General features: G+C 63.5%; 22 protein-coding genes. 14 read left to right on the top strand and 8 right to left on the bottom strand.

Annotation, left to right across the window (positions count from 1 at the left end; all coding sequences use genetic code 11):
* Positions 1–160 precede the first annotated feature (160 nt).
* The 3 genes from DLM85_RS19560 to DLM85_RS26305 all read left to right on the top strand — a co-directional run bounded on the left by DLM85_RS19560 (position 161) and on the right by DLM85_RS26305 (position 4,215).
* Positions 161–937, top strand: a complete 777-nt coding sequence (locus DLM85_RS19560) for a DUF2490 domain-containing protein (protein ID WP_111479859.1) — start codon at positions 161–163, stop codon at positions 935–937.
* A 63-nt stretch (positions 938–1,000) separates the two neighbouring features.
* Positions 1,001–2,707, top strand: a complete 1,707-nt coding sequence (locus DLM85_RS19555; protein ID WP_111479858.1) for an NADPH-dependent assimilatory sulfite reductase hemoprotein subunit — start codon at positions 1,001–1,003, stop codon at positions 2,705–2,707.
* Entirely contained in the window at positions 2,704–4,215 is a 1,512-nt protein-coding gene (locus DLM85_RS26305; protein ID WP_111479857.1) for a TSUP family transporter, read from the top strand. The genes DLM85_RS19555 and DLM85_RS26305 overlap by 4 nt, the downstream gene beginning before the upstream one ends.
* A gap of 97 nt (positions 4,216–4,312) precedes the next feature.
* Here DLM85_RS26305 and DLM85_RS19545 read toward each other — a convergent pair whose 3' ends face one another.
* The 3 genes from DLM85_RS19545 to DLM85_RS19535 all read right to left on the bottom strand — a co-directional run bounded on the left by DLM85_RS19545 (position 4,313) and on the right by DLM85_RS19535 (position 7,198).
* Positions 4,313–4,858, bottom strand: a complete 546-nt coding sequence (locus tag DLM85_RS19545; RefSeq protein ID WP_111479856.1) for a PRC-barrel domain-containing protein — start codon at positions 4,856–4,858, stop codon at positions 4,313–4,315.
* Positions 4,859–4,891: 33 nt separating this feature from the next.
* The gene (locus DLM85_RS19540) at positions 4,892–5,563 is read right to left on the bottom strand and encodes a hypothetical protein (RefSeq protein WP_111479855.1); all 672 of its coding nucleotides are present in this window, start codon (positions 5,561–5,563) and stop codon (positions 4,892–4,894) included.
* Positions 5,564–5,770: 207 nt separating this feature from the next.
* The gene (locus DLM85_RS19535) at positions 5,771–7,198 is read right to left on the bottom strand and encodes a B12-binding domain-containing radical SAM protein (protein ID WP_111479854.1); all 1,428 of its coding nucleotides are present in this window, start codon (positions 7,196–7,198) and stop codon (positions 5,771–5,773) included.
* A 181-nt stretch (positions 7,199–7,379) separates the two neighbouring features.
* Here DLM85_RS19535 and DLM85_RS19530 point away from each other — a divergent pair, with 181 nt between their 5' ends.
* A complete protein-coding gene (locus tag DLM85_RS19530) occupies positions 7,380–8,375 on the top strand; it encodes a DUF2157 domain-containing protein (protein ID WP_111479853.1) in 996 nt (331 codons plus the stop codon).
* Positions 8,372–9,568: a hypothetical protein gene (locus tag DLM85_RS19525; RefSeq protein ID WP_111479852.1), complete on the top strand. Its 1,197-nt coding sequence runs from the start codon at positions 8,372–8,374 to the stop codon at positions 9,566–9,568. The genes DLM85_RS19530 and DLM85_RS19525 overlap by 4 nt, the downstream gene beginning before the upstream one ends.
* Before the next feature lie 107 nt (positions 9,569–9,675).
* Here DLM85_RS19525 and DLM85_RS19520 read toward each other — a convergent pair whose 3' ends face one another.
* On the bottom strand, positions 9,676–10,839 hold the full coding sequence (locus DLM85_RS19520; protein ID WP_111479851.1) for a cysteine desulfurase family protein: 1,164 nt from the start codon (positions 10,837–10,839) through the stop codon (positions 9,676–9,678).
* A gap of 215 nt (positions 10,840–11,054) precedes the next feature.
* On the bottom strand, positions 11,055–12,449 hold the full coding sequence (gene glmM / locus DLM85_RS19515) for a phosphoglucosamine mutase (RefSeq protein ID WP_111479850.1): 1,395 nt from the start codon (positions 12,447–12,449) through the stop codon (positions 11,055–11,057).
* A 108-nt stretch (positions 12,450–12,557) separates the two neighbouring features.
* Here glmM and mazG point away from each other — a divergent pair, with 108 nt between their 5' ends.
* The 9 genes from mazG to DLM85_RS19470 all read left to right on the top strand — a co-directional run bounded on the left by mazG (position 12,558) and on the right by DLM85_RS19470 (position 20,735).
* A complete protein-coding gene (gene mazG / locus DLM85_RS19510; protein WP_111479849.1) occupies positions 12,558–13,391 on the top strand; it encodes a nucleoside triphosphate pyrophosphohydrolase in 834 nt (277 codons plus the stop codon).
* A gap of 270 nt (positions 13,392–13,661) precedes the next feature.
* Positions 13,662–14,555, top strand: coding sequence for a MotA/TolQ/ExbB proton channel family protein (locus DLM85_RS19505; protein ID WP_111479848.1), 894 nt, complete (start codon positions 13,662–13,664; stop codon positions 14,553–14,555).
* 57 nt (positions 14,556–14,612) lie between these two features.
* The gene (locus tag DLM85_RS19500; RefSeq protein WP_111479847.1) at positions 14,613–15,236 is read left to right on the top strand and encodes an ExbD/TolR family protein; all 624 of its coding nucleotides are present in this window, start codon (positions 14,613–14,615) and stop codon (positions 15,234–15,236) included.
* 6 nt (positions 15,237–15,242) lie between these two features.
* On the top strand, positions 15,243–15,761 hold the full coding sequence (locus DLM85_RS19495) for an ExbD/TolR family protein (protein WP_111479846.1): 519 nt from the start codon (positions 15,243–15,245) through the stop codon (positions 15,759–15,761).
* Positions 15,758–16,585 (top strand): energy transducer TonB, encoded by an 828-nt coding sequence (locus DLM85_RS26235; RefSeq protein WP_279387751.1) that lies wholly within the window; start codon positions 15,758–15,760, stop codon positions 16,583–16,585. Before DLM85_RS19495 ends, DLM85_RS26235 begins: the two co-directional genes overlap by 4 nt.
* Positions 16,586–16,819: 234 nt before the next feature.
* A complete protein-coding gene (locus tag DLM85_RS19485; RefSeq protein ID WP_165822218.1) occupies positions 16,820–17,659 on the top strand; it encodes an energy transducer TonB in 840 nt (279 codons plus the stop codon).
* A 180-nt stretch (positions 17,660–17,839) separates the two neighbouring features.
* Complete coding sequence (locus DLM85_RS19480) at positions 17,840–18,091, top strand: hypothetical protein (protein WP_111479843.1); 252 nt, start codon at positions 17,840–17,842, stop codon at positions 18,089–18,091.
* Entirely contained in the window at positions 18,078–19,058 is a 981-nt protein-coding gene (locus DLM85_RS19475; protein WP_111479842.1) for a PstS family phosphate ABC transporter substrate-binding protein, read from the top strand. Before DLM85_RS19480 ends, DLM85_RS19475 begins: the two co-directional genes overlap by 14 nt.
* 57 nt (positions 19,059–19,115) lie before the next feature.
* On the top strand, positions 19,116–20,735 hold the full coding sequence (locus DLM85_RS19470) for a tetratricopeptide repeat protein (RefSeq protein WP_111479841.1): 1,620 nt from the start codon (positions 19,116–19,118) through the stop codon (positions 20,733–20,735).
* Between the two features lie 73 nt (positions 20,736–20,808).
* Here the strand turns inward: DLM85_RS19470 and DLM85_RS19465 are convergent, their stop codons facing one another.
* From DLM85_RS19465 to DLM85_RS19455, 3 genes are all read right to left on the bottom strand, one after another.
* On the bottom strand, positions 20,809–21,870 hold the full coding sequence (locus DLM85_RS19465) for an RluA family pseudouridine synthase (protein WP_111479840.1): 1,062 nt from the start codon (positions 21,868–21,870) through the stop codon (positions 20,809–20,811).
* A gap of 80 nt (positions 21,871–21,950) precedes the next feature.
* The gene (locus DLM85_RS19460; RefSeq protein ID WP_111479839.1) at positions 21,951–22,625 is read right to left on the bottom strand and encodes an OmpH/Skp family outer membrane protein; all 675 of its coding nucleotides are present in this window, start codon (positions 22,623–22,625) and stop codon (positions 21,951–21,953) included.
* A gap of 39 nt (positions 22,626–22,664) precedes the next feature.
* Positions 22,665–23,342: an OmpH/Skp family outer membrane protein gene (locus DLM85_RS19455; protein ID WP_111479838.1), complete on the bottom strand. Its 678-nt coding sequence runs from the start codon at positions 23,340–23,342 to the stop codon at positions 22,665–22,667.

Here is a 23,342-nt window from a genome sequence, read left to right as displayed (position 1 = left end):
TGGGGCATCCTGAGCGCCGCGCAAGACCTTAGCCCGCTTGAACGCCTGGCATCGGGTGGTTACCACCTGACCCGACAAGGTGCTTGACTGCGTCGCCCTCCGGTTCGCGCTGCCCAGAATAACAGACAATTATTCACCGCCCTTCCCTGATCAAGACGCCATGAAACGTTGCCCACTCTCCGTCGTCTTTCTGCTGCTCGCGGCCCCGGCCGTGCGGGCCCAGAAGCAGTTTGTGCGCGAGCAGCAAACCTGGCTGGGCGTGTTCAACCAGACGCGCTTCAGCCAGCATTGGGGCAGCTGGACCGACCTGCACCTGCGCCTGCACGACCGGTTCGTGCGGGAGAAATTTCAGGCGGTGACGCGCCTGGGCCTGACCTACTACTTCTCCGACGACGTGCGCCTGACCGGCGGCTACGCCTACGTGCACCACTTCCCCGACGGCGCCCGCCCCATCGGGCAGGCCGAGCACCGGCCCTGGCAGCAGGTGCAGTGGTTCACCAGGTTTCCGCAGGCCCGCCTGATGCAGTGGGTGCGGCTGGAAGAGCGGTTTCGGCGCCGCATCGTGCGCAACGAAGCCACCGACGAGTTCGACTTCAACTGGCGCGCCCGCTACAACCTGGCGCTGCTGCTGCCGCTGACCAGGCGCCGATTCGAGCCCGGCGGCTGGCAGCTGCTCCTGAACGACGAGCTGATGGTCAACTTCGGCAAGGAGGTGCGCTACAACTACTTCGACCAGAACCGAGCGTTTGCGGGCGTGGTGTACCAGCTCAATAAGCACGCCCAGTTGCAGGCCGGCTACATGCACCTGTTTCAGCAGCTGCCCGCCGGCAGCACCTACCGCAACCAGCACACCATCCGCGTCTTCTACTTCCACAACCTGGATTTGCGGCCGCCAGCAGCGCCCCCCGCCGTGCCGCCCGGCGCCCCGGGCTCCTAGCGCTGTCTTTTCCCTACCATCCACCGCCCGCGCGGAACGCTGCCGTCCGCCGCCCCCCCCGATATGACCAACCAGTCCCAGCTTTCCGAAGTCGAGCACGTCAAAGAGGCCAGCAACTACCTGCGCGGCACCCTGCGCGAGAGCGTGCAGAACCCGCTTACGGGCGCCCTCTACCCCGACGACACCCACCTGATCAAGTTCCACGGCTCCTACCAGCAAACCGACCGCGACCTGGACAGCGAGCGGAAACGCCAGAAGCTGGAGCCGCTCTACTCCTTCATGATTCGGGTGCGGGTGCCCGGCGGCGTGGCCACGCCGGCGCAATGGCTGCGCATGGACGACCTCGCCGATGAATACGCCAACGGCACGCTCAAGCTCACGACCCGCCAGACCTTTCAGCTGCACGGCGTGCTCAAGCGCGACCTGCAGCAAACCATCCAGGGCTTCAACGCGGCCCTGCTGGACAGCATTGCCGGCTGCGGCGACGTGAACCGCAACGTGATGTGCGGCGCCAACCCGCACGAGTCGGAGCTGCACGCCGCGGTGTACGAGGTGTCGAAGCAGATCAGCGCGCACCTCACGCCGCAGACCACGGCCTACTGGGAGCTGTGGCTCAACGGCGAGCCGCACCTGAGCACCGAGCCCGCCGAGGACACCGAGCCGATTTATGGCAAGACCTACCTGCCGCGCAAGTTCAAGATTGCCCTGGCCGTGCCGCCCTACAACGACACCGACATCTTCGCCAACGACATCGGCCTGATTGCGGTGGAGGAAAACGGTGCGCTGGCGGGCTTCAACGTGGCCATCGGCGGCGGCATGGGCATGACCTTCGGCATGCCCGATACCTACCCGCGCCTGGCCGACCTCATCGGCTTCGTGCCCACGGCGCAGGTGGTGGACGTGTGCGAAAAGGTCGTGACCATTCAGCGCGACTGGGGCAACCGCCAGAACCGCAAGTTCTCCCGCCTGAAGTACACCATCGACCGCGTGGGCCTCGACGGGTTCGTGGCCGAGCTGCAGCAGCGCCTGGGCTACGAAATCCAGCCCGCCCGGCCCTACCGTTTCGCTATGTCGAGCGACGCCTTCGGCTGGGCCCAAAGTGCTGACGGCCGGCTTCACCTGACCTTGTTCGTGGAGGGCGGCCGGGTGCAGGATACCGCGGCGGTGCAGCTCAAAACCGCCCTGCGTGAGGTGGCTGGCTTCCACACCGGTGAGTTCCGGCTGACCGGCAACCAGAACCTGGTCGTGGCCAACATCAGCCCGCAGCACCGCACCAGAATCGAGCAGGTGCTGGCCCGGCACGGCGTGCTGAACGCGACAACGGCGCGCACCGCCCTGCGCCTCGGGGCGCTGGCCTGCGTGGCCCTGAATACCTGCACGCTGGCATTTGCCGAGGCAGAACGTTATCTTCCCCAGCTCCTTGACCGCCTCGATGCCGTTATCCGGGCCCATGACCTGGCCAACGAAGGCATCCTGATTCGCATGACCGGCTGCCCCAACGGCTGCGCCCGGCCCTACCTGGGCGAAATCGGGCTGGTGGGCAAGGCCGTCGGGCGCTACAACCTCTACCTCGGCGCCAGCCACCGCGGCGAGCGGCTGAACAAGCTCTACCGGGAAATGTTGGACGAGGACGGCATCATCCGGGAGCTGACGCCCCTGCTGGCCGCCTACAGCCAGCACCGCCTGCCCGCCGAGCGTTTCGGCGACTTTGTCATTCGCCAGGGCTACGTCCGGGCTACCACCCACGGCCAAAACTTCCACGCTGCATGAGTTCGACTGCTTTGCCGCTTCACCTGGCTACCGGCCCACCGGCCGAGCGTCCTGCGCCCCAGGCCGGCAACACGCTGTTTCCGGTATTTCTGAAGCTGGAGCACCTGCGCGTGCTGCTGGTGGGCGGCGGCGCCGTGGGCCTCGAAAAGCTCACGGCCCTGCTGCGCAACAGCCCCGCCGCCGCCGTTACCGTCGTCAGCGAGGTTATTTCCCCCGAAATCCGCACGCTGGCGGCCCAGCACCCGGCCGTGCAGCTGCACGAGCGGCCCTACCAGCTCACCGACCTGCTCGGCCACGACCTGGTGCTCATCGCCACCAACGACCGGGCCCTGAACAGCCGCATCAAGCAGGAAGCCGCCGGCCACGGGCTGCTGGCCAACGTGGCCGACACGCCCGCGGAGTGCGACTTCTACCTCGGCTCCATTGTGCAGAAGGGCGACCTGAAAGTGGCCATCAGCACCAACGGCAAGTCGCCGACGGTGGCCAAGCGCCTGCGCGACGTGCTGGCCGACGTGCTGCCCGACGAGCTGAACTCGGTGTTGCAGCACATGGGCGTCATCCGCAGCCGCCTGGCCGGCGACTTCACCCAGAAAGTCCGGTCGCTGAACGAGGTGACGGCGGAGCTGGCCGAGTCGCCCGCCACGACGATGTGGCGGCGCATTGCTACGTTTTCGCTGTTCGCCTTTGCCCTGCTGCTGGGCATCAACGTGCTGTCGATTTATTACACCCTGCCGCAGGTGTGGGACGTGGTCAGCCACGCCCGTACCTTCTACATCTTCGTGGCCGTGGGCTTCGCCGCCCAGCTCGTCGACGGGCTGCTGGGCATGGGCTACGGCGTGGTTACGGCCATCAGCCTGATGTCCTTGGGACTGAACCCGGCGGCCGTCAGCGCCAGCATCCACACGGCCGAAATGTTTGCGGCCGGCGCCTCGGGCTACAACCACTACCGCTTCGGCAACGTGAACCGCCGCCTGTTCCGGGCCCTGCTGATTCCGGGCATCCTGGGCGCGGTGAGCGGGGCCTACCTGCTCTCCCGACTCGGCGAGGAGTACGCGGGCTACGTGAAGCCCGTACTGGCCGCGTACCTGCTGCTGCTGGGCGTGCGCATCATCAGCAAGGCCTTTCGCAAGACCGACCTGCGCAAGCGCAAGGTGAAGCACGTGGGCTGGCTGGCCGGCGCCGGCGGCTTTCTCGACTCGTTCGGCGGTGGCGGCTGGGGGCCCTTGGTCACCAGCACGCTCATCTCGCAGGGCCGCACCCCGCAGTACGTCATCGGCTCGGTGAGCCTGACGGAGTTCTTCGTCACCTTTGCCAGCGCCCTCACGTTTTTCGCCACCATCGGCATTTCGCACTGGCAGGTGGTGCTGGGCCTGATCGTGGGCGGCGTGGCCGCCGCGCCCTTCGCCGCCCGCCTGGCCGGCCGCATCTCCACCCGCTTCATGTTCCTGGGCGTGGGCCTGATGGTCATCATCTGGAGCCTCTGGGCCCTGCGGAAGCTGTTTTTCTGATTCAACCACAGAAGCCAAACAAGAACGTCATTCCTCGGCTGCGCTCGGAATGACGTTCTTGTTTTACAGCGCCATTTTGCTGCCGCGCTGCCGCGCGTTAGTTCAGCTCGCCGCGCGGCGGCACATCCCCGTCGGGGCGGCGGCGGAAGCTGCTGGGCAGCTCGGCGGGGCGGCGGTTGTGGTAGAAGTGCTGCTCGTCGTAGCCGGGCTGCTCGTAGAAGGGTGAGTGACTGTCGCGGCTGGGCACGGGCAAACTTAGGGCGCGCAGCATGGCTTCCTCGTAGTCCCGGCTGATACTGATTTCCTGGTAGGGCGGGTAGTTCAGCACCGAGTCGGCGGTGAGGGCCGGCACGAACACGTTGTCGCCGTCGTCGTCGAGGGCGGCGGCACCGATGGGCACCAGGATGTGCCGCTCGTGCTGGTTGATGTTGAGTGCGGCGTCCAGCTCCACGTCGAGGTAGCGGACTTTCAGCGCGTCGCACTCCACGATCAGCTCGTACACGTCGCCGAACCGCTTGCCGTCGGCGCCGCGCACGGCCCAGCCGCGCACGTCGGGGCTGCCATCGGCTACTTCAAAATCGTGCAGGTCGCGCAGGCGGGTCAGGTGCATGCCCTCGGCGCTGGGGACGGGAGTAGTTTCCATACGGGGTGCGGGGTCAGAGGTGGCGGCGAGCAGTTAGGCGGCAGGCTTTTCCAGCACGCGCAGCACGTTGGCGGCCTGCTGAAAAAACGCCTGCGTGGCCTGCTGTTCGGCCGCGGTGGCGGTCCGGCCGCTAAGCTGGGCCGCCTGATCGGTGAGGGTTTTCACGTCGCGCTCCAGGCTGGCGTAGCCGCGGCGCTGCATTTCCTGCATCAGCTCGGCCGCCGCCACGAAGCCGGGGCGCAGCGAGCCGCCATCGGCCACGCGGCTGGTGGCGCTGGTCAGGTCGTTGCGCTTTTCTTCCACGGCCGGGTTGCGCAGGTCGGTGCGGTCGGCCAGGTTCACCAGCACGTTGCTGAGCAGGCTCAGGCCGCGCCGGGCGTAGGTGGTGCTGCTCGGGTCGTCGGCCACGAAGGCGTAGAAGTCGGCCGGCACGGCGTTGTCAGCCTCAACTTCGCCCGCCATAGCCCCCACCGACGGGTCGCCGGTGGGGGCGGCCGGGTCGGGAGCGGCGGCGGCGTCGCCGCTGGGCACGCTCACCGTATCGGCCGGCGTGGCGGCGGGCGCGGCGGGGGCCGCGGCCGGCGGGGCATCCTGGTCGCGGCTCACCAGGTACCACCCGCCCAGCGCCAGCACCACCAATACCGCAATCAGCAGCGGCCACGGACTCAGCCTCTTTTTCTTTCGTTGAATGTTGATTTCAGCCATAGAATCAGGTTGCGAAAAGGCGTCGGGGTACTCCATACGCGGCACCGCGAAAATAGGTGACGCCCGGGCTTTGCGCTGGTTGCTTGGCTGACGCGTCATGTAGAGACGCGTAGTTGCGTCTCGTCGTTGAACAACCCAGCCCGGCAACGCGGCTAATGGGCCTGACGATTAGCCGCGTCGGCAACGACAAGACCCAGGTATGCGGCTCTACGACACCACCGGCAGCGGAATGAAATCGGCCGGGGCCAGCGGCGCGGACTGGCGCGGCGCCCCCGATACCTTCGCCAGAATGGCCTCCAGCAGCGGGCGCATGCCGTGGAGCTGCCGGGTCTTGATGACGAAGTTCCACAGCGGCTCGAAGCGTTTCCAGCCGCCGGCGTAGGCCAGGTGCTTGAGCTGGTGCTTGAGCGTGGCGTGGGCCCGGCTGCCGGCCCAGATGTTTGGCCAGGAGTAGAATTCCCGGTAGGCCCAGTCGTAGCCGGCCTGCAGCTGCGCGGCCGAGAGGCGCGGGCCGGTTTTGTAGACCACCGTGCGCGTGTCGTACTCGTTCCAGCGGCGGTGCAGCAGCCGGCCTTCGGCCGCCATACGCTGGTAGAGCGCGGTGCCCGGGTAGGGCGTGAGAATGTGAAAAGTGGCCGTGGTGATGCCGTGCTGCACGGCCCAGTCGACGGTGCGGCGAAACACGTCGGGGTCGTCGTCGTCGAGGCCGAACACGAAGCTGCCGTTGATCATAATGTCCAGCTCGTCGAGGCGCCGGATGGCCTGGGCGTAGTCGCGGCCCAGGTTCTGGCGCTTGTTGCTGGCGCGCAGGTTGGCGGGGCTCAGCGTTTCGAAGCCCACGAACAGGCTGCGCAGCCCGGCCGCGGCGGCTTTTTCCAGCAGCCCGGTGTCGCGCAGGATGCTGTCGACGGTGGCCGCGCCCTGAAACAGCCGTCCCATGCCGCGCATTCCGTCGAATAAGCTGGTGGCGAAGCGCTGGTGCCCGAGCAGGTGGTCGTCGAGAAAGTACAGGTGCCGCCCCGGCAGCCGCTCGATTTCGGCCAGCGCATCGTCGACGGGCTGGGTGTAAAACGACTTGCCGCCCTCGAAAAACGCGTCCTTGTAGCAGAAGTCGCAGTGGTGCGGGCAGCCGCGCGTGACCACGATGGAGTTGGGCACCAGGTACAGCTCGCGCCGGATCAGGTCGCGGCGAATGGGCGGCGCCCCCACCAGCGTACGCACCTGCGAGGCGTAGCGCGGCTGGGCCCGGCCCCGCTGCCAGTCCTGCAGAAACTGCGGGAAGATGTCTTCGCCCGGCCCCAGGAAGATGCTGTGCGCGTGGGCCGCCGCTTCGTCGGGCAGGCTGGTGACGTGCAGCCCGCCCAGGCACACGTAGCAGCCGCGGGCGCGGTACATATCGGCCAGGGCGTAGGCGCGGAAGGCGTTGGTGATGTAAACCTGAATGATGACCAGATCGGGCACGTCGTCGAGGCGCAGCTCCTCCACGTGCTCGTCCTGCAGCTCGGCTTCCCAGTCGGCGGGCAGGTAGGCGGCCAGCGTAGCCAGGCCCAGCGGCGGAAACAGGGAGTACTTAATGGGCCGCCAGTAGGGGTTCTTGGCTTCGGTGAGAGCGGGCAGAATGAACTTGACGTGCATGACGATAGAGGCTTAAGGTTGGGCCCGCCAAGGAAACGCTTTTACTTTGAATTGCAAAGTTCTTTTAAAAACGAGGTGCATCAAACCCGCAATCCGCCGCGTCGGCCGGGGCCGTTCGGCGTGTGCACCGCCGGATTGTGGCGCCGAACGCCTTACTTACCGCCTCAACCTGCGCCGCACTATGTCGCCCGAATCCGTTTTACAGGAACTACTGGCCCGCGACCTGCTGCCGCCCGCGCAGGCCGCGCTCATCCGCGCCGACGAGGCCCGCCGCCCCTTTTCTCTGCACCGCGAGCTGCGCCTGCTGCTGTACCTGGGCATCGTGCTGCTCAGCGGCGGCCTGGGCGTGCTCATTTACCAGCACATCGACGACATCGGCCACGGTGTGGTGGTGGCCGCCATTGCCGGGCTGCTGCTGGCCTGCCTGGGCTACGCGGCCCGGCACCGGCAGCCCTTCACCTGGGCCGAGGCCGCCAAGGCCGGCTTTCTGCCCGACTACGCCCTGCTGCTCGGCTGCCTGCTCTTCGTCACCCTCGAAACCTACCTGCAGGTGCAGTACGGCCTGTTTGGCACCCGCTACGGGCTGGCCACGCTGCTGCCGGCGCTGGTGTTTCTGCCGCTGGCCTACCGGTTCGACCACCGCGGGGTGCTGGCCATGGGCATCACGGCGCTGGCGGCCTGGGTGGGCGTCACTATTCAGCCCCTGTCGGCCTTCACCACCAACGACTTCTGGCACTCCCGCCTGAGCACGGCCGCCATGCTGCTGGGCCTGGGGCTGATGGCGGCGGGTTTGCTGTCGGAGCGCTACGGCCGCAAGGCGCACTTCGCCTTCACCTACCTTTCGCTGGGCAGCAACCTGCTGCTGATTGCCGCCACCGCCACCCTGCTGGACTTCACGCCCGGCGCCGGCAGCCTCCCGCCCGTGGTACTCGTGCCGCTGATCCTGCTGGTATGCGCCGCGCTGGTGTGGTACGCCCGCCGCACGCACTCCTACCTGCTGCTGCTGCTGGGCGTGGGCTACGCCTACGTGGCCGTGACCTACGTCCTGGCACGGCTGATTTTCGCCGGCTACGACGATGGCGGGGCCGTCACCCTGCTGCTGTTCTACGTGCCGCTGTCGGCCGCCGGCGTGGTGTGGCTGCTGCTGAACATCAAGAAAATTCTGCGCCTGAAATGAGCCTGCACGCCTACCACCCCGACTGGGCCCGCCACGAAGCCATCCACGCGCAGGCCACGCGCTGGCATAAGCGCCGCCTGCTGACGGCCGAGCAGCTGACGGCCGTGCAAACGGCTTTTCCGCTCGACTTCTACCGCCCGCAGTTGTTTCTGCGCATTGGCCTGTTTCTGTTCACCGTGCTCGGCGCCCTGGCCGGAGCGGGCCTGCTGGGTATGGTAGTGCAGTTCAACTTTTTAGGCACGCTTATTACCACGCTGATCATCGGCGCTGTGGTGCTGGAAAGGGCCATCCGCGGCAAGCGGCTCTACCACTCCGGTGCCGACAACGCCCTGCTGTACCTGGAGCTGCTGGGCCTCGGTGCGCTGATTTTCTACTTCGTCTACGAAACGCTGAGCGGCTCCAACTCCCCCGACCCCACGCCCGGCACCGCCCGCCTGAGCGTAGCCCTGCTGCTGACCCTGGCGGTGCTGCTGCTGGCCACCCTGCGCTACGCCGACCGCCTCGTGGCCACCGCCGCTTACCTGAATGCCCTGCTGCTGCTCGGGAACCTGCTGCTGCTGCTCCCCCGCGGCACGCTGCTGCTGCCCTTCGTGCTGGGCGCCGCCGCGGCCGCGGCCTACGTCTGGTTTACCCGACAGCTCCGGCGGCCCGAGCGACTGTACTACCACCGCTGCCTGGGCCTGCTGCGCGGCGTGGCGCTGGGCACGGCCTACCTGGCCGTCAACTACTGGGCCGTGCGCGAGGGCAATGCGGCGCTGCTGTCCGGCTACCAACCCGCGTCGCCGCAGATTCCGCTGGCGCTGCTGTTCGGCGCCCTCACGGCGGCCGTTCCGCTCTTCTACCTCGCCCAGGGCCTGCGCCGCCCCGATCGTACCTGGCTGTGGCTCGGCCTGCTCACGGCCGCTTTTTCCGTGTTCACCCTGCGCTACTACCGCAGCCTGCTGCCCGCCGAAACCGCCGCCACCCTGGCCGGCGCCTTCCTCGCGGCCCTGGCCGTGTGGGCCACGCGCTACCTGCAGCCGGCCCGCCACGGCCTGACATCGGCCCCCGACGACGCCGACGACCCGCAGCTCAACCTGGAGTCGTTGGTAGTGGCCCAAACCGCCCACAGCGCCCCGAGCGCCGACGCGGCGGCCGGCGTGCAGTTCGGCGGCGGCCACTCCGGCGGCGGCGGGGCCACGGGCGCCTATTGAGGTGTTATTCCATTGCCACCTTCCCAGAAAAAGCAACGGCCCGCCGCGCAATTGCGCGGCGGGCCGTTATGCGTCCGGCAGCCTTGGTCTGCCTACTATCTACCACTCTACGCCGGCACCTTGCGGTACATCTTGGCCAGTTGCTCCACGGCGTAGTCCACTTCGTCGGCCGTGTTGTACTTGCTCATCGAGAAGCGGATGGCGCCGCGCTGCGGGTCGCAGCCCAGGGCCGTGAGCACGTGCGAGCCGATGTTGGAGCCGCTGGTGCAGGCCGAGCCGCCCGAGGCCGACACGTGGTTGATGTCGAGGTTGAAGAGCAGCATTTCATTCAGCTCCGAGGGCGGCAAGCTCACGTTGAGTACCGTGTACAGGCTTTGGTCGGCGTCGGCCGAGAGGCCATTGAACTGCACGTCGTCGATTTCGGCCCGCAGCTTTTCGATAAACCGGTCCTTCAGCCCCTGGATGTGGCGGTGGTGCTGGTCCATGTCGCGGTAGGCAATTTCCAGCGCCTTGGCCAAGCCCACGATGCCGTACACGTTTTCGGTGCCGGCGCGCACGTTGCGCTCCTGCGCCCCGCCGTGAATCAGCGGCTGCACCTGCAGGCCCGACTGCGTGTAGAGGAAGCCCGAGCCCTTCGGCCCGTGAAACTTGTGCGCCGAGCCCACCAGGAAGTGGTTCTGCAGCTGCTGCACGTTGTGGCGGTAGTGGCCCATCGTCTGCACCGTGTCGGTGTGGAAGATGGCCCCGTGCGCCCGACAAAGCCGCCCGATGGCCTCGATGTCGTTCAGGTTCCCGATTTCGTTGTTGGCGTGCATCAGGCTCACGAAGGAGCGCGTGTGCGTGCCCAGCAACTCGTCGAGGTGCTCCAGATCCAGCTTGCCCTGCTCGTCGAAACGCACGAAGCTCAGCTCAATCTCGCCCGCCTTCTGCAGCGCTTCCAGGGTGTGCAGCACCGCGTGGTGCTCCAGCTTGGAAGTAACGGCGTGCTTCAGCCCCAGCGTCCGGATCGAGCCGAAGGCGGCGTAGTTGTCGGCTTCGGTGCCGCCCGAGGTAAAGCTGATTTCGGCCGGCGCGGCGCCAATCAGGTGGGCAATGGTCTTGCGGGCGTTTTCGATGGCGGCGCGCACCTTCCGGCCGTGGCCGTGGATGCTGCTGGGGTTGCCGAAATGCTCCGTCAGAAACGGCATCATGGCGTCCAGCACCTCCGGGTCGAGGGGCGTGGTGGCGGCGTTGTCGAAGTAAACCGAAGGCGTAGCGTGGGTGGACGTCATGCGCAGGCACGTTCAGGGGTGGATTGCAAAAATAACGGATTGCATATTGTCCCGCGTACTCCCCGCCGAGCGGCCGCTCCGGCAGCACCGGCGCCGGCCTTCATGAAACGATAATATTGGCTAAAAACAAGCAGCGCCTCGGCCAAATGACCGAGGCGCTGCGCAACAATTAGGGCTATCAACTACGAAACCGACCAATCAGCGGAACCGATGATTTAGCCCTTGGCCGAAATGATTTCCTTGATGTCCCCGATGATTTTCTGGGCCAGGTGGTCGGCCGTGGCGTTGGAATCCGACTCGGCGTAGATGCGGATAATCGGCTCGGTGTTCGACTTGCGCAGGTGCACCCACTCCTTGTCGAACTCGATTTTCACTCCGTCGATGGTATTCACCGGCTGCTTGGCGTAGCGCTTTTCCATCTGCGCCAGCACCAGGTCGGTATCGATGTCCGGCGTCAACTCGATCTTGTTTTTCGAGATGAAATAGCTCGGGTACGAGGCCCGCAGGCGCGTCATCGTCTTGCCCGATTTGGCCAGGTGCGTCAGAAACAGCGCAATACCGACCAAGGCGTCGCGGCCGTAGTGCAGCTCGGGGTAGATGATGCCGCCGTTGCCCTCGCCACCGATAACGGTGTTGGTTTCCTTCATCTTGGTCACCACGTTCACCTCGCCCACCGCGGCCGCGGCGTACGAGCCGCCGTGCTTCTCGGTCACGTCGCGCAGGGCGCGGGTGCTGCTCAGGTTGCTCACGGTGTTGCCGCCGCCCAGCTGCCCGAGCACGTAGTCGGCCACCGCCACCAGGGTGTATTCCTCGCCGAACATGGTGCCGTCCTCGTTGATAAGGGCCAGGCGGTCCACGTCCGGGTCGACCACAATACCGAGGTCAAACGAGCCTTTTTCCAGCACCTTGGCAATGTCGCGCAGGTTTTCGGGCAGCGGCTCGGGGTTGTGGGCAAAGTCGCCGGTCGGCTCGCAGTACAGCTTCTCGATGGTCGTCACGCCCAGGGCCTCCAGCAGCTGCGGCACGGCAAAGCCGCCCGACGAGTTGACGGCGTCAACTACCACCCGGAAATTCTTGGCCTTGATGGCTTCCACGTCCACCAGCGGCAGCGCCAGAATGGCCTTGATGTGCTTTTTCAGCGCCGCGTTATCGGTCGTTACCTGCCCCAGCTTGGTTACCTGCGCGAAATCGAAGGCTTCCTGCTCGGCCAGCTCCAGCACGTGCTTGCCGTCGGCGTCGGAAATGAATTCACCCTTCTCATTGAGCAGCTTCAGCGCGTTCCACTGCTTGGGGTTGTGCGAGGCCGTCAGGATGATACCGCCCGCCGCTTTGCGCGCCGGCACGGCCATTTCCACGGTCGGCGTGGTCGACAGGCCCAGGTCGATAACATCGATGCCCAGCCCCTGCAGCGTGCCGATAACCAGCTTGTTAACCATGTCACCGGACAGGCGCGCGTCGCGGCCGACTACGATGGTGCGGTGTTGGGAATGGGCCAGCGCCCAGGTGCCGAAGGCAGCCGTGAACTTGACCACGTCGATGGGGGTGAGAGCGTCGCCCGCCCGGCCGCCGATGGTGCCCCGGATGCCCGAGATGGATTTGATCAGTGCCACAAGAAATGTCGGTTTTTCAGGCGGCAAAAGTAGCGAATCCCCCCCGCCCCGCCTACTACGTGACTACTCACTCCATTCGTTTTTAGCTTGCGCCGTATATTTGAGACAATGGAGTACAACACCCCCGACCGCCGCCCCGCCCAACTCGCGGCCTTCGGCCGTCTGCTCGACGTACTGGACCGCCTGCGGGCCGAGTGTCCCTGGGACCGGAAGCAGACCATACAGAGCCTGCGCCACCTCACCATCGAGGAAACCTACGAGCTGGCCGACGCCATCCTGCGCGAGGACCTTGCCGACGTGCAAAAGGAGCTCGGCGACGTGATGCTGCACCTCACGTTCTACGCCAAAATTGCCAGCGAGCAGGGCCGCTTCGACGTTGCCGACGTGCTCAACGCCCAGTGCGACAAGCTCATTCACCGCCACCCGCACATTTACGGCGACGTGCAGGTGGCCGACGAAGAAGACGTGAAGCGCAACTGGGAGCAGTTGAAACTCAAAGAGAAGGGCAACGATTCCGTGCTGGGCGGCGTACCAGTTTCGCTGCCGGCTCTGGTGAAAGCCATGCGTATTCAGGAAAAAGCGCGCGGGGCCGGCTTCGATTGGGAGGAAAAGGCGCAAGTGTGGGCGAAAGTGCAGGAGGAGCTGGCCGAATTCGGGGCCGAGTTCCGCGACGGCGACGTGGTAGACCCCGCCCGGGCCGCCGCCGAGTTTGGCGACCTGCTGTTTTCGCTCGTCAATTTTGCCCGCTTCGCCGGCATCAACCCCGAAGAAGCCTTGGAGCAAACTAACCGGAAGTTTATCCACCGCTTCCGCTATCTGGAAACCGAAGTAACCCGCTCCGGCCGGCGCCTTGCCGACCTGACGCTGGCCGAGATGGATCAATACTGGAACGCCGCCAAACACTTGCCCGTAACTGGTCCTGAATCAAACTCCACGAAATAGCCTTTTTTCGGGGCTAATGCCGTTTTAAACGCTTTAGGCCTCCTTTTAATTTGGCGGCGCCAAGCCTTTTGTTTAGGTTTGCCAAGGATAGACCTACTACGGACGAAGGCCCCGCACACGAGCAGACCCACAGATTTGGCTTCTTTTCCCTGGCCAATTTGTGAGGGTGAGCGGGGCTCCGCCGTCTTAGGCCTTTCGGTTTTTATAAACCACTTTCCAACCACAAGTCAACCTTTTTCACCAACCAACCCTTTCTTAATCTCCGGAACAATGGAACAAAAGAATGTCCCGAACAAGCCGGCTACGGCTCCCCGGCCTGCCGCTCCCGCAGCGCCGAAGACTGGCGAAGCCAAAGGCGGTTCGGCACTGGCCGCTATCGTGATTCCGCTGGCTCTCGTCGTTAGCTACGTGGTGTGGAAATTCGTCATGGGTGACGGTAGCCACTTCCAAGGCGGCAACAACCACAACAACCCCATGCCCGGTGATTACCTCGGCATCGTGTACAAGGGCGGTGTTATCGTGCCGATCCTGATGTCGATGTTCCTGATTGTGATTACGTTCTCGATTGAGCGCTACCTCACCATCAGCCGCGCCAAAGGTTCGAAGAGCATCGAGAGCTTCGTACGTACCGTGCGCCAGAAGCTGAACGTGAACGACATCACCGGCGCCATTGCCACCTGCGACCAGCAGAAGGGCTCGGTAGCCAACGTGGTGAAGTCGGGCCTGCTGAAGTACCAGGAAATGGCCCGCGAGCGGGGCATGGACAAAGACCAGAAGATCCTGGCTATCCAGAAGGAAATCGAGGAATCGACCGCCCTGGAACTGCCGATGCTGGAAAAGAACCTGGTTATCATCTCGACCCTGGCTTCGGTTGCTACGCTGGTTGGTCTGCTCGGTACCGTATTCGGTATGATCAACGCCTTCGCCGCTCTGGCTAACGCCGGTGCTCCGGACGCTGTGGGTCTGGCCAACGGTATCTCGGAAGCTCTGATCAACACGGCTCTGGGTATCTTGACCTCGGCCATTGCCATCATCGCCTACAACTTCTTCACCAGCAAAATCGACGAGCTGACCTACAGCATCGACGAGGCCGGGTTCTCCATCATTCAGACCTTCGCCGCTCAGCACGGCGACAACGGCGTACAAAACGGTGCGGTAGCGTAAACTAAACGCTGCACCTCGTACGTTACTGAATCAAAGAACCTTCTGAACTAGCCAGAAATGCCGAAAGTAAAACCTCACCGAGTGTCACCATCGTTGGACATGACTCCGATGGTAGACTTGGCCTTCTTGCTGGTGACCTTCTTCATGCTCACCGCTACGCCCACGGAAGACACGGCCGTGGTGGTGGACACTCCGTCCTCGATTTCGGAAAAGTCGCTGCCCGATAAGGGCGTACTGACCATTACCATCGACAAGGACAAGCGCGTATTCTTCAGCTCGGACTCGCAGCCGGTAAAGCTGAAGGCGCTTGAAACCGTCGGGGCTAAATATGGCCAGAGCTTCTCCGACAAAGAGAAGAAGCAGTTTTCGCTGCTGCCCGATTTTGGTCTTGAAGCCCAGCAGATCAAGGGTTTCGTGAACCTGCCGGCCGAGCAGCGCAAAGCCTTCAAACAGCCGGGCATCCCGACCGACTCGCTGAATAATCAGCTGGCTGAGTGGGTAATGGCGGCGCGGAGTGCCAACATTAGCGTCCTGAACACCGCCCCCTACATTGCCATCAAAGGCGACGGGCTGGCTGATGTTCCGACGGTGAAGAAAGTCATCAAGATTCTGCAGGAGAAGAACCTCAACCGTTTCTATCTCGTCACCGACCTGGAGACCAAGCCGGTTGCCAGCAACTAAGTAGCCATGGCCGAAATACAACAGAAAGACTCCGGCGGAGGCAAAGGTGGTAAGAAGCGGGCCAAGAAAATGTCGACCAAAATCGACATGACCCCGATGGTGGACTTGGCCTTCCTCCTGCTCACCTTCTTCATGCTGACCACGACGTTTGCAAAGCCCAAGGTGATGCAGATTTCGATGCCGGTGAAGCCGAAGCCGGAAGACGAACAACAGGAACTGAAAGCCTCCGACGCTTTCACGGTGCTGCTGGGCGAAAACAACAAGCTCTACTACTACGAGGGCTTGGTTAGTGAAAAGCCGCAGCTGCAGCTGAGCACTTACTCAGCCGATGGTATCCGCCAGGTTCTGGTGAACCGCCGCGCCCGGCGCCCCTCTACGGTGGTGCTGATCAAGGCCGACGACAAAGCCAACTACAAGAACATGGTGGATATTCTGGACGAGATGACCATTACCGGGCAGCAGAAATACGCCCTGGTGGACATCACGAAGGATGATGAGAACCTTATAACCACCTCTGGCCTATGATGGACAATGCTCAATTGGCCCGGGCTTCCTTCAACGACATCATCTTTGAAGGCCGCAACAAAGCCTACGGTGCCTATGTACTGCGCAAGCTGTACGGCAAGCACATCACGCGCGCTTTTCTGGTTGCCATCATCTTCTTCACGCTGCTGATCTTCGGGCCGGTTATCGCCAGTATGCTCACGCCGAAGAAGGACGCGACCAAAGACAAGATCGAGGTTGATGTGACCCTGGAGGCGCCGCCCCTGGAAAACCAGCCGCCGCCCCCGCCGCCGCCCCCCACGGCCCCGCCGCCCCCTCCTCCCAAGCTTTCGACGGTGCGCTTTACCCCGCCCGTGGTGAAGAAGGACGAAGAGGTTCGCAAAGTCGAGGAGATTCCCGATCAGAAGGAACTCGAAGACAAAGTAGTGGCTACCAAAACGGTTGAAGGCAACACCAACAACCTGGCAGCTGTTGACCTGAGCGGCCTCGACGAAGGCAAAGGCGAAGCCGTAGCGGAGGTAGTAGAACAGAAGGTCTACACCTACGTGGAGCAGATGCCGACCCCTCCCGGTGGCATGGAAGGCCTGATGCAGTACTTGGGTAAAAACATCAAGTACCCGGCTCTGGCCCTGCGCAACCAAGTGGAAGGCAAGGTGTTCGTAAACTTCGTGGTAGGCCCGGATGGGCAAATCTCGAACGTGACGGTAACCAAAGGCATCGGTGCCGGCTGCGACGAAGAAGCAGTTCGCGTTATCAGCAAGATGCCGGCCTGGGCGCCGGGTAAGCAGAACGGCCGTGCCGTGAGCGTATCGTACACCGTTCCGGTGACGTTCACCATCAAGTAAGCCGCTTACCTGACGACCGCGTCAGGCCCCTTTAAAACCCCGAATCAGGCTCCGGCCTGGTTCGGGGTTTTGCTTTGTCCGGCTAGCTGTAATTTTTCCGATTAGCGGATATACCAACCGCGCCGTGCACGCCGTTTTCTGGCTGAAGGTCAGACTGGAGGAGTAGCTAGAGCGGTGTTGAGGTCAGACCAAATGCCTGGTAGTTCTATCATTCACTTCACCTCATTCACCGCCATGACTCCCTTACAGCTTCGCCCCAGCACGCTGGACGAAATCGTCTTCGAAGGCCGCAACAAGGCCTACGGCGCCTTTGACCTGCGCCAGTCTTATCCCACGCACGTACGCCGGGCCGTTGGGCTGGCCTTGCTGCTGTTTGCGCTGCTGGCTGCCGTGCCCGGCATTACCCGTTTGTTTAGCAAGCCCGCGGTGCAGATGCCACCCGTGGTATCCGAAGTCGAGCTGACCGACCCGGGCACTATTTTCAAGCCCATAGAGGAGGCAAAGCCGATTGCCCCGCCGGCCCCGGCGCCGGCCGCGAAAGTGCCAATGGAAGCCCTGGCCACGCGCGTGGTGCCGGACGAGCAAGCCAAGCCGCAGGTGCACACGACTACGCCGCCGGCCGATGCCCTGCTGGGCCCGGTTACCACCACGGGCACGGGCGACATTTCCCCCGACGGCTTGGCTGATCCGAACGCGGGCTCCGGCAACGGCCCGGGCACGCTGGACCTGAGTACTCCGGCTGCCCCGGCTTCTTCCGACGTGTTTCTGACGGCCCAGTTTATGCCCAAGTTTGCGGGCGGGGACGCGGCCATGCTGGACTTTCTGCGGCGCAACATGCGCTATCCGGCGCAGGCGCTGCGGGAGCAGATTGAGGGAAAGGTGTTTGTGTCCTTCACCGTCAGCGCCACGGGCGAAATCGTGGACGTGCAGGTGCTGAAAGGGCTGGGCTTCGGCACTGATGAAGAGGCGCTGCGCGTGGTGCGGAAGATGCCGGCCTGGGAGCCGGGCATTCAGAATGGTCATCCGGTGGCCGTGCGCTACACGCTGCCCATCACCTTCCGGATTGGCAATTAGGCAGATCGGCTTTAGTTGCACTCTGCACACTAGAAAGCCCGTTTGAGCGTTGCGCTCAAACGGGCTTTTAGCTTTTTTCCTTACCCGAAAACATTGTCGCTCCGTAATACAGCGAACAAACCTTCTACTTTTACGCGTTAGGAAATAGCAGCCCGTGTTGCTGCCTTAACACTGACAGCCATGCTCAATACCAACGCTGACGAGCGTATCAACAACCGCCGCGGCCAACAGTCCACTTCGCGTTACTTCACCATGCTGATGGCCGTGGTGTACGTGGGGCTGGGCACCTTTCTGATTGCGGCGCCGCCCGGCGTGTTTCACCTCACGCCGACCACGCGGCGCATTGTAGGTGGCCTCTTCATCCTGTACGGATTAATTAGATTTGTCCGCGCGTTCCGCCAGCATTTCCGCAAAAGACATGACGCTTTCTAAAGTCACTCCGCGCGCCCTGGGGGCCGCCCTGGCCCTGAGCATAGCCCTGTTGGCTGGTTGCAACGGCAACAAATCCACCACGCCCGACGCGGACAATGACACGCCCACCAGCGGCACCATCAAGGTCAGCATCGACAACACGTTTGAGCCGATTCTGAAGTCGCACATCGACACGTTTCAGAAACTCTACCAGTACGCGCACGTGCAGCCGGCCTACAAGCCCGAGCGCGAAGCCATGCGCGACCTGCTGGAGGATAAGGTGCGGGCCGTCATCGTGGCCCGCGGGCTGAAGCCGGAGGAGCAGGCGGAGTTTGACCGCCAGACCATTGTGCCGCACCTCACGCACGTGGCCACCGACGGCGTGGCCATCATCCTGCACCCCTCCAATCCCGACTCCCTGCTCACGCTAGCGCAGCTGAAAGCCATTTTCACCGGGCAGGTGGCGCAGTGGAAGCAGGTCAGCGGCAAGGCCTCGTCGCTGGGCAAGATCAGCCCGGTGTTCGACCAGAACAACTCCAGCACCACCCGCTACGTGCAGGACTCCGTCACGCGCGGGGCGGCCCTGGCCAAGGAGGTGTTTGCCAGCGAATCGAACCCAAAGCTGATTGATTACGTTGCAACGCATCCGAACGCAATCGGCGTAATCGGTGTTAATTGGATCAGCGACCAGGACGACGCCAAGGTGCAGAGCTTTCTGCGCAAGATTCAGGTGGCGGCCATCGGCAAGAGCAAAGTCACGGCGCCCGGCAAGCCCGACGACTACGTGAAGCCCTACCAAGCGTATCTGGCGACGCAGGAATACCCGTTGCGCCGCAAGCTCTACGTCATCAGCCGCGAGGCGCGCACCGGACTTGGCACCGGGTTTGCATCCTTCGTAGCCGGTAATCAGGGTCAGCTGATTTTCCTGAAATCCGGACTGATGCCGGCCGTTGGGCAGGTTCGTCTGGTGCAGGCCAACAAGGAGTAAGTCTTTGCTCACCTGCTGCAAACTGTCTCTCACCATTTTCTCATTTACCCTTTTCTCATGACCAATAAGCCCTGGAAGCTCACGCTCCTCGCTGCTTTTTCGCTCGCCGGCCCGGCCGTGTTTGCTCAGAACATGCCGGCTGCTCGTCAATCCATCGAGCTGGAACGCTTCAGCGAAGCCAAGCGTCAGCTGCTGCCCAACCAGTCGAACCCGGAAGCGGCGTACGAGCTGGGTCGTTTGTACTTGAAGCAAGAAAAGGCTGACTCGGCCGCTTACTTCTTCAACATGGCTTCGCGCGACACCAAGTTCCCGCTGGCCATGGTTTCGTCGGGCCGTGCGCTGCTGGCCCAAGGCAAGAAGATGGAAGCCGATGCGCAGTTTGACGCGGCCATCAAAGCCACCAAGAGCAAGGACGCCAACATCTACGCGGCCGTCGGTCAGGCCTACGCCGAGTCTGATGTAAAGGATAACCAGAAGGGTATCGACGCCATCAACCAGGCCATCAAGCTCAACAAGAAGGATGACGCGGCCTGGCTGGTGAACCTGGGCGACATCTACGCCAAGCGCGACAACGGCGGCGGCGACGCCATGAACGCCTACGACCGCGCCCTGCGCGCCGACGGCGGCTACGTGCGGGCCTACTACCGCAAGGGGGAGCTCAGCTTCCGCTCGCGCAACGGCGGCGAGGCGCTGACCAACTTCAACAAGGTGACCAGCATCAACTCGAACTACGCCCCGGTGTACCGCGAGCTGGCCAACATGTACTACTACGCCGACAAGCCCGAGCTGGCCGTGGAGAACATGAAGAAGTACACGGACATGGCGGAGAAGACGACGTCGACCCAGGCCACGTACGCTGCCTTCCTCTACACCAGCAAGAAGTACCCGGAAGCCATTGCCCAGATTCAGGAAGTGTTGGCCAAAGACCCCAACAATGTAACCATGAATCGTCTGCTGGCCTACTCGCTGTACGAGAGCAACCAGAACGACCAGGCCCTGGCCGCCGTGGAGAAATACAACACGCTGGTGCCTGCCGACAAGCGCATCACCGACGACTACGTGTACCAGGGCAAGATCTTGGCTAAAGCCGGCCGTGCCGACGAAGGCATCACCCTGATCGAGAAGGCCATTGCGGCCAACCCCGACAAGGCAGCGGATCTGCAGAACGACCTGGTGCAAGCCTACATCCTGAAGAAGGACTACAACAACGCGGCCAAGGTGCTGCGGCAGAAAATGTCGAAAGGCACCCCGGCCCTGACCGACCAGGTGCGCCTAGCCAACGTGTACACCATCGACAAGAAGTACGCCCAGGCCGACAGCCTCCTGAACCTCGTTATTACGGCTCGCCCGACGTACACCGCCGGCTACCTAATGCGCGCTCAGGCCAATTCCAACCTGGACCCCGAGCTGAAACAGGCGCTGGCCAAGCCGCACTACGAGAAGTACATCGAAGTAGCCAAGGCTGATCCGGCCAAAAACCAAGCCGGCTTGGCCGAAGCGTACCGCTATCTGGGTGCCTACTACTACAACGCGGGCAACAAGGCCCAGGCCCTGAGCAGCTACCAGCAGGCCGTAGCCGTGAAGCCCGACGACGCGCAGGCGGCTGACGCCATCAAGCAGCTCAGCGCCCCCACCAAGGCGCCGGCTAAAGCTCCCGCTAAAGGCACGAAGAAGTAAGAGACTTCCGCTGTATAGAAAAGCCCGCTGCATTGCTGCAGCGGGCTTTTTTGTGCGTTTTAGCAAAGGGTTGTCAATCAGGCTGCGTGGCGTACCGCTCCCAGCGCGCCAGGCCGGCCTGAAAATCCTCGGGCAACTCCACTTCCAGTTGCAGCTGCGCGCCCGTTGTGGGGTGCACGAAGCCCAGCGACTTGGCATGCAGGGCCTGCCGGTTGAGCACCTCAAACGTGTTTTCGACGAAGCTCTTGTAGGAGCCGGTGCGCTGCCCGTAGAGGATTTTGTCGCCGCCGTAGGCTGCGTCGGCGAAGAGCGGGTGGCCGATGTGCTTCAGGTGCGCCCGGATCTGGTGAGTGCGGCCGGTTTCGAGGTTGCACTGCAGCAGCGCCACCGGGCCGAAGCTCTGCAGCACTTTGTAGTGCGTGACGGCGTGCTTGCCCTCGGCGCTGCCTTCCGGAAATACGGTCATCAGCTTCCGGTCCTTGGGGTGGCGGCCGATATTGCCGCGCACGGTGCCGCTGGCCTCCTTGGGCGTGCCCCACACCAGCGCCAGGTACGTCCGCTCGATGGTATGGTAGAAGAACTGGTTGGAGAGGTGCGTCATGGCCCACTCCGTCTTGCCCACCACCAGCAGCCCGGAAGTGTCCTTGTCGATGCGGTGCACCAGGCCGGGCCGGATGTCGCCGTTGCGGCCGGTGGGCAGGTTGTGCAGGTGCCAGGCCAGGCCATTGACCAGGGTGCCCGTCCAGTTGCCGTAGGCGGGGTGCACCACCATGCCGGCGGGCTTGTTCACCACCAGCAGCTGGTCGTCCTCGTAGCGGATGTCCAGCGCCATCTGCTCGGGCACCACCTTGTCCTCACGCGGCGGCTCGGGCAGCACCACGGTCACCACGTCGCCGGCCTTCACTTTGTAGCTGGATTTGGCGGGCTTGCCGTTCACCTGCACCGCCTCGGCCTCGATGCCGGCCTGCACCTTGGTGCGCGACACGTTGGGCAGGCGGTTGAGCAGGAATTTATCCAGCCGCATGGGTTCCTGCCGGGCGTCGGCCTGAATGCGGTGGTGCTCAAACAGCTCGTCTTCCTCGGCGAGGCCGGACGCGCCGTCGGGCAGCAGATCGGGGTCTAGGTCGTGTAACATGGCTCGGGCACCGGCGCGCAAACATACGAAAGCCGGGGCCTGCTGGCAGGCCCCGGCTTTCGGGTTATCGGCGCGAAGGATTACTTCTTCTTCACTTTGGTTTTGCTTGCACCACCGGCCGGCGCGGTGGCCGGCGTCGTGGCGGGAGCGGCTTTCGGCGCAGCCGAGGGGGCCGGGGCGGCGTTCTGGCCGGGCGTTACGCCCATTTCCTTCAGCACGATGTCGGAGATGTCGCCGTCTTTCGGGCCGTGCAGCAGGATGGGCGTCGTGCCGAAGCCGGCATCCGAGTTGAACACGTAGGTGTAGCCGTTCTTTTCCGACACCACGTCGATGGTCTTCTGCAGCTTGTCGTACACCGGCTTCAGCAGGGTCTGCTGGCGCTGCTGCACCGACTGCTCGGCGCTCTGCTGAAACTCCTGAATGGACTGCTGCATGGTCTGCAGCTCCTTTTCCTTGTCGGCGCGGATGGCGTCGGGGGTGGTCTGGGGCAGGGCCTGGTAAGCGTCCACCTTCTTGCGGTAGTCGGCTACTTTGGCGTCCAGCTGGTTTTTGAGCTGCGTGCTGTAGTCTTTCAGCTGCGACTCAATTTGCTTGCTCTCGGGCATCTGGCTAATCACGTAGTCCACGTTGGTGTAGCCGATTTTGAGGGGACCAGCGTTGGTAGCCGGAGCAGTTTGGGCCAGGGCGGCGGGAGCGGCGGTCAGCGTCAGGGCCGCGGCGGCCAGCACGAGGCGAAACTTGCGGGTCAGGGTCATTGAGCGAGAGGGGTCAGGGGGTTAGATGCACAAAGGTAGTTAGTTCCGCGTACCGGGCTTGGCCGTCGAGCGGCCCTTGGTAGTTGGGGCCGGCTTGGTAGCGGCGGGGGTTTCGTCGCCAAACTCCGAGTCAGCGGGCGTCTGGGGCGTGGCAACCGTTTTCACGGCCCCTTTCGGGCCGGGCTGGTTGCGGTCTTCAGAAGCTAAACCCAATTCTTCCAAGACAAATTCCGTGTAGTCGTGCGCCGGGTTGGTGTAGAGCATGGTCAGGTCGCCGGCCTTGTCGAATACAATGGCCAGCTGCTTTTTCTTGGCCACTTTCTCCACCGCCTCGAATACCTTGTCCTGAATCGGCTTGGTCAGTTCCTGGCGCTTTTTGAACAGCAGGCCTTCGTAGCCGAACACCTTGTTCTGGTAGGCTTTGGCGTCCTGTTCTTTTTTCAGAATCTCGTCCTGGCGCTTTTTCTTCATGGTTTCGGTCAGCAGCACCTCCTCGGCCTGGTAGGTGCGGTGCAGCCGGTCGAGGTCTTTTTTCTGGGCCTCCACTTCCTTCTGCCAGTTCTGCGACGCGGTGTTCAGCTCCTGCTGGGCCTGCCCGTAGGCCGGCATCTTGCTCATGATGAACTCCGTGTCGACGTAGCCGAACTTCTGGGCCCGGGCCCGGCCCGGCAGCAGCGCCAGCCACAGCAGGGGCAGCGCAAACAATAGTCGTCTCAT

The sequence above is a fragment of the Hymenobacter edaphi genome (genome assembly GCF_003258365.1).
GTDB lineage: Bacteria > Bacteroidota > Bacteroidia > Cytophagales > Hymenobacteraceae > Solirubrum > Solirubrum edaphi.
This window is presented reverse-complemented; position numbering and strand designations above follow the sequence as displayed.

Excerpts from the sequence above, each read along its gene's own strand:
- DLM85_RS19560 (WP_111479859.1), top strand. The coding sequence starts at position 161 with ATGAAACGTTGCCCACTCTCCGTCGTCTTTCTGCTGCTCGCGGCCCCG.
- DLM85_RS19555 (WP_111479858.1), top strand. The coding sequence starts at position 1,001 with ATGACCAACCAGTCCCAGCTTTCCGAAGTCGAGCACGTCAAAGAGGCC.
- DLM85_RS26305 (WP_111479857.1), top strand. The coding sequence starts at position 2,704 with ATGAGTTCGACTGCTTTGCCGCTTCACCTGGCTACCGGCCCACCGGCC.
- DLM85_RS19545 (WP_111479856.1), bottom strand. The coding sequence starts at position 4,858 with ATGGAAACTACTCCCGTCCCCAGCGCCGAGGGCATGCACCTGACCCGC.
- DLM85_RS19540 (WP_111479855.1), bottom strand. The coding sequence starts at position 5,563 with ATGGCTGAAATCAACATTCAACGAAAGAAAAAGAGGCTGAGTCCGTGG.
- DLM85_RS19535 (WP_111479854.1), bottom strand. The coding sequence starts at position 7,198 with ATGCACGTCAAGTTCATTCTGCCCGCTCTCACCGAAGCCAAGAACCCC.
- DLM85_RS19530 (WP_111479853.1), top strand. The coding sequence starts at position 7,380 with ATGTCGCCCGAATCCGTTTTACAGGAACTACTGGCCCGCGACCTGCTG.
- DLM85_RS19525 (WP_111479852.1), top strand. The coding sequence starts at position 8,372 with ATGAGCCTGCACGCCTACCACCCCGACTGGGCCCGCCACGAAGCCATC.
- DLM85_RS19520 (WP_111479851.1), bottom strand. The coding sequence starts at position 10,839 with ATGACGTCCACCCACGCTACGCCTTCGGTTTACTTCGACAACGCCGCC.
- mazG (WP_111479849.1), top strand. The coding sequence starts at position 12,558 with ATGGAGTACAACACCCCCGACCGCCGCCCCGCCCAACTCGCGGCCTTC.
- DLM85_RS19505 (WP_111479848.1), top strand. The coding sequence starts at position 13,662 with ATGGAACAAAAGAATGTCCCGAACAAGCCGGCTACGGCTCCCCGGCCT.
- DLM85_RS19500 (WP_111479847.1), top strand. The coding sequence starts at position 14,613 with ATGCCGAAAGTAAAACCTCACCGAGTGTCACCATCGTTGGACATGACT.
- DLM85_RS19495 (WP_111479846.1), top strand. The coding sequence starts at position 15,243 with ATGGCCGAAATACAACAGAAAGACTCCGGCGGAGGCAAAGGTGGTAAG.
- DLM85_RS26235 (WP_279387751.1), top strand. The coding sequence starts at position 15,758 with ATGATGGACAATGCTCAATTGGCCCGGGCTTCCTTCAACGACATCATC.
- DLM85_RS19485 (WP_165822218.1), top strand. The coding sequence starts at position 16,820 with ATGACTCCCTTACAGCTTCGCCCCAGCACGCTGGACGAAATCGTCTTC.
- DLM85_RS19480 (WP_111479843.1), top strand. The coding sequence starts at position 17,840 with ATGCTCAATACCAACGCTGACGAGCGTATCAACAACCGCCGCGGCCAA.
- DLM85_RS19475 (WP_111479842.1), top strand. The coding sequence starts at position 18,078 with ATGACGCTTTCTAAAGTCACTCCGCGCGCCCTGGGGGCCGCCCTGGCC.
- DLM85_RS19470 (WP_111479841.1), top strand. The coding sequence starts at position 19,116 with ATGACCAATAAGCCCTGGAAGCTCACGCTCCTCGCTGCTTTTTCGCTC.
- DLM85_RS19465 (WP_111479840.1), bottom strand. The coding sequence starts at position 21,870 with ATGTTACACGACCTAGACCCCGATCTGCTGCCCGACGGCGCGTCCGGC.
- DLM85_RS19460 (WP_111479839.1), bottom strand. The coding sequence starts at position 22,625 with ATGACCCTGACCCGCAAGTTTCGCCTCGTGCTGGCCGCCGCGGCCCTG.
- DLM85_RS19455 (WP_111479838.1), bottom strand. The coding sequence starts at position 23,342 with ATGAGACGACTATTGTTTGCGCTGCCCCTGCTGTGGCTGGCGCTGCTG.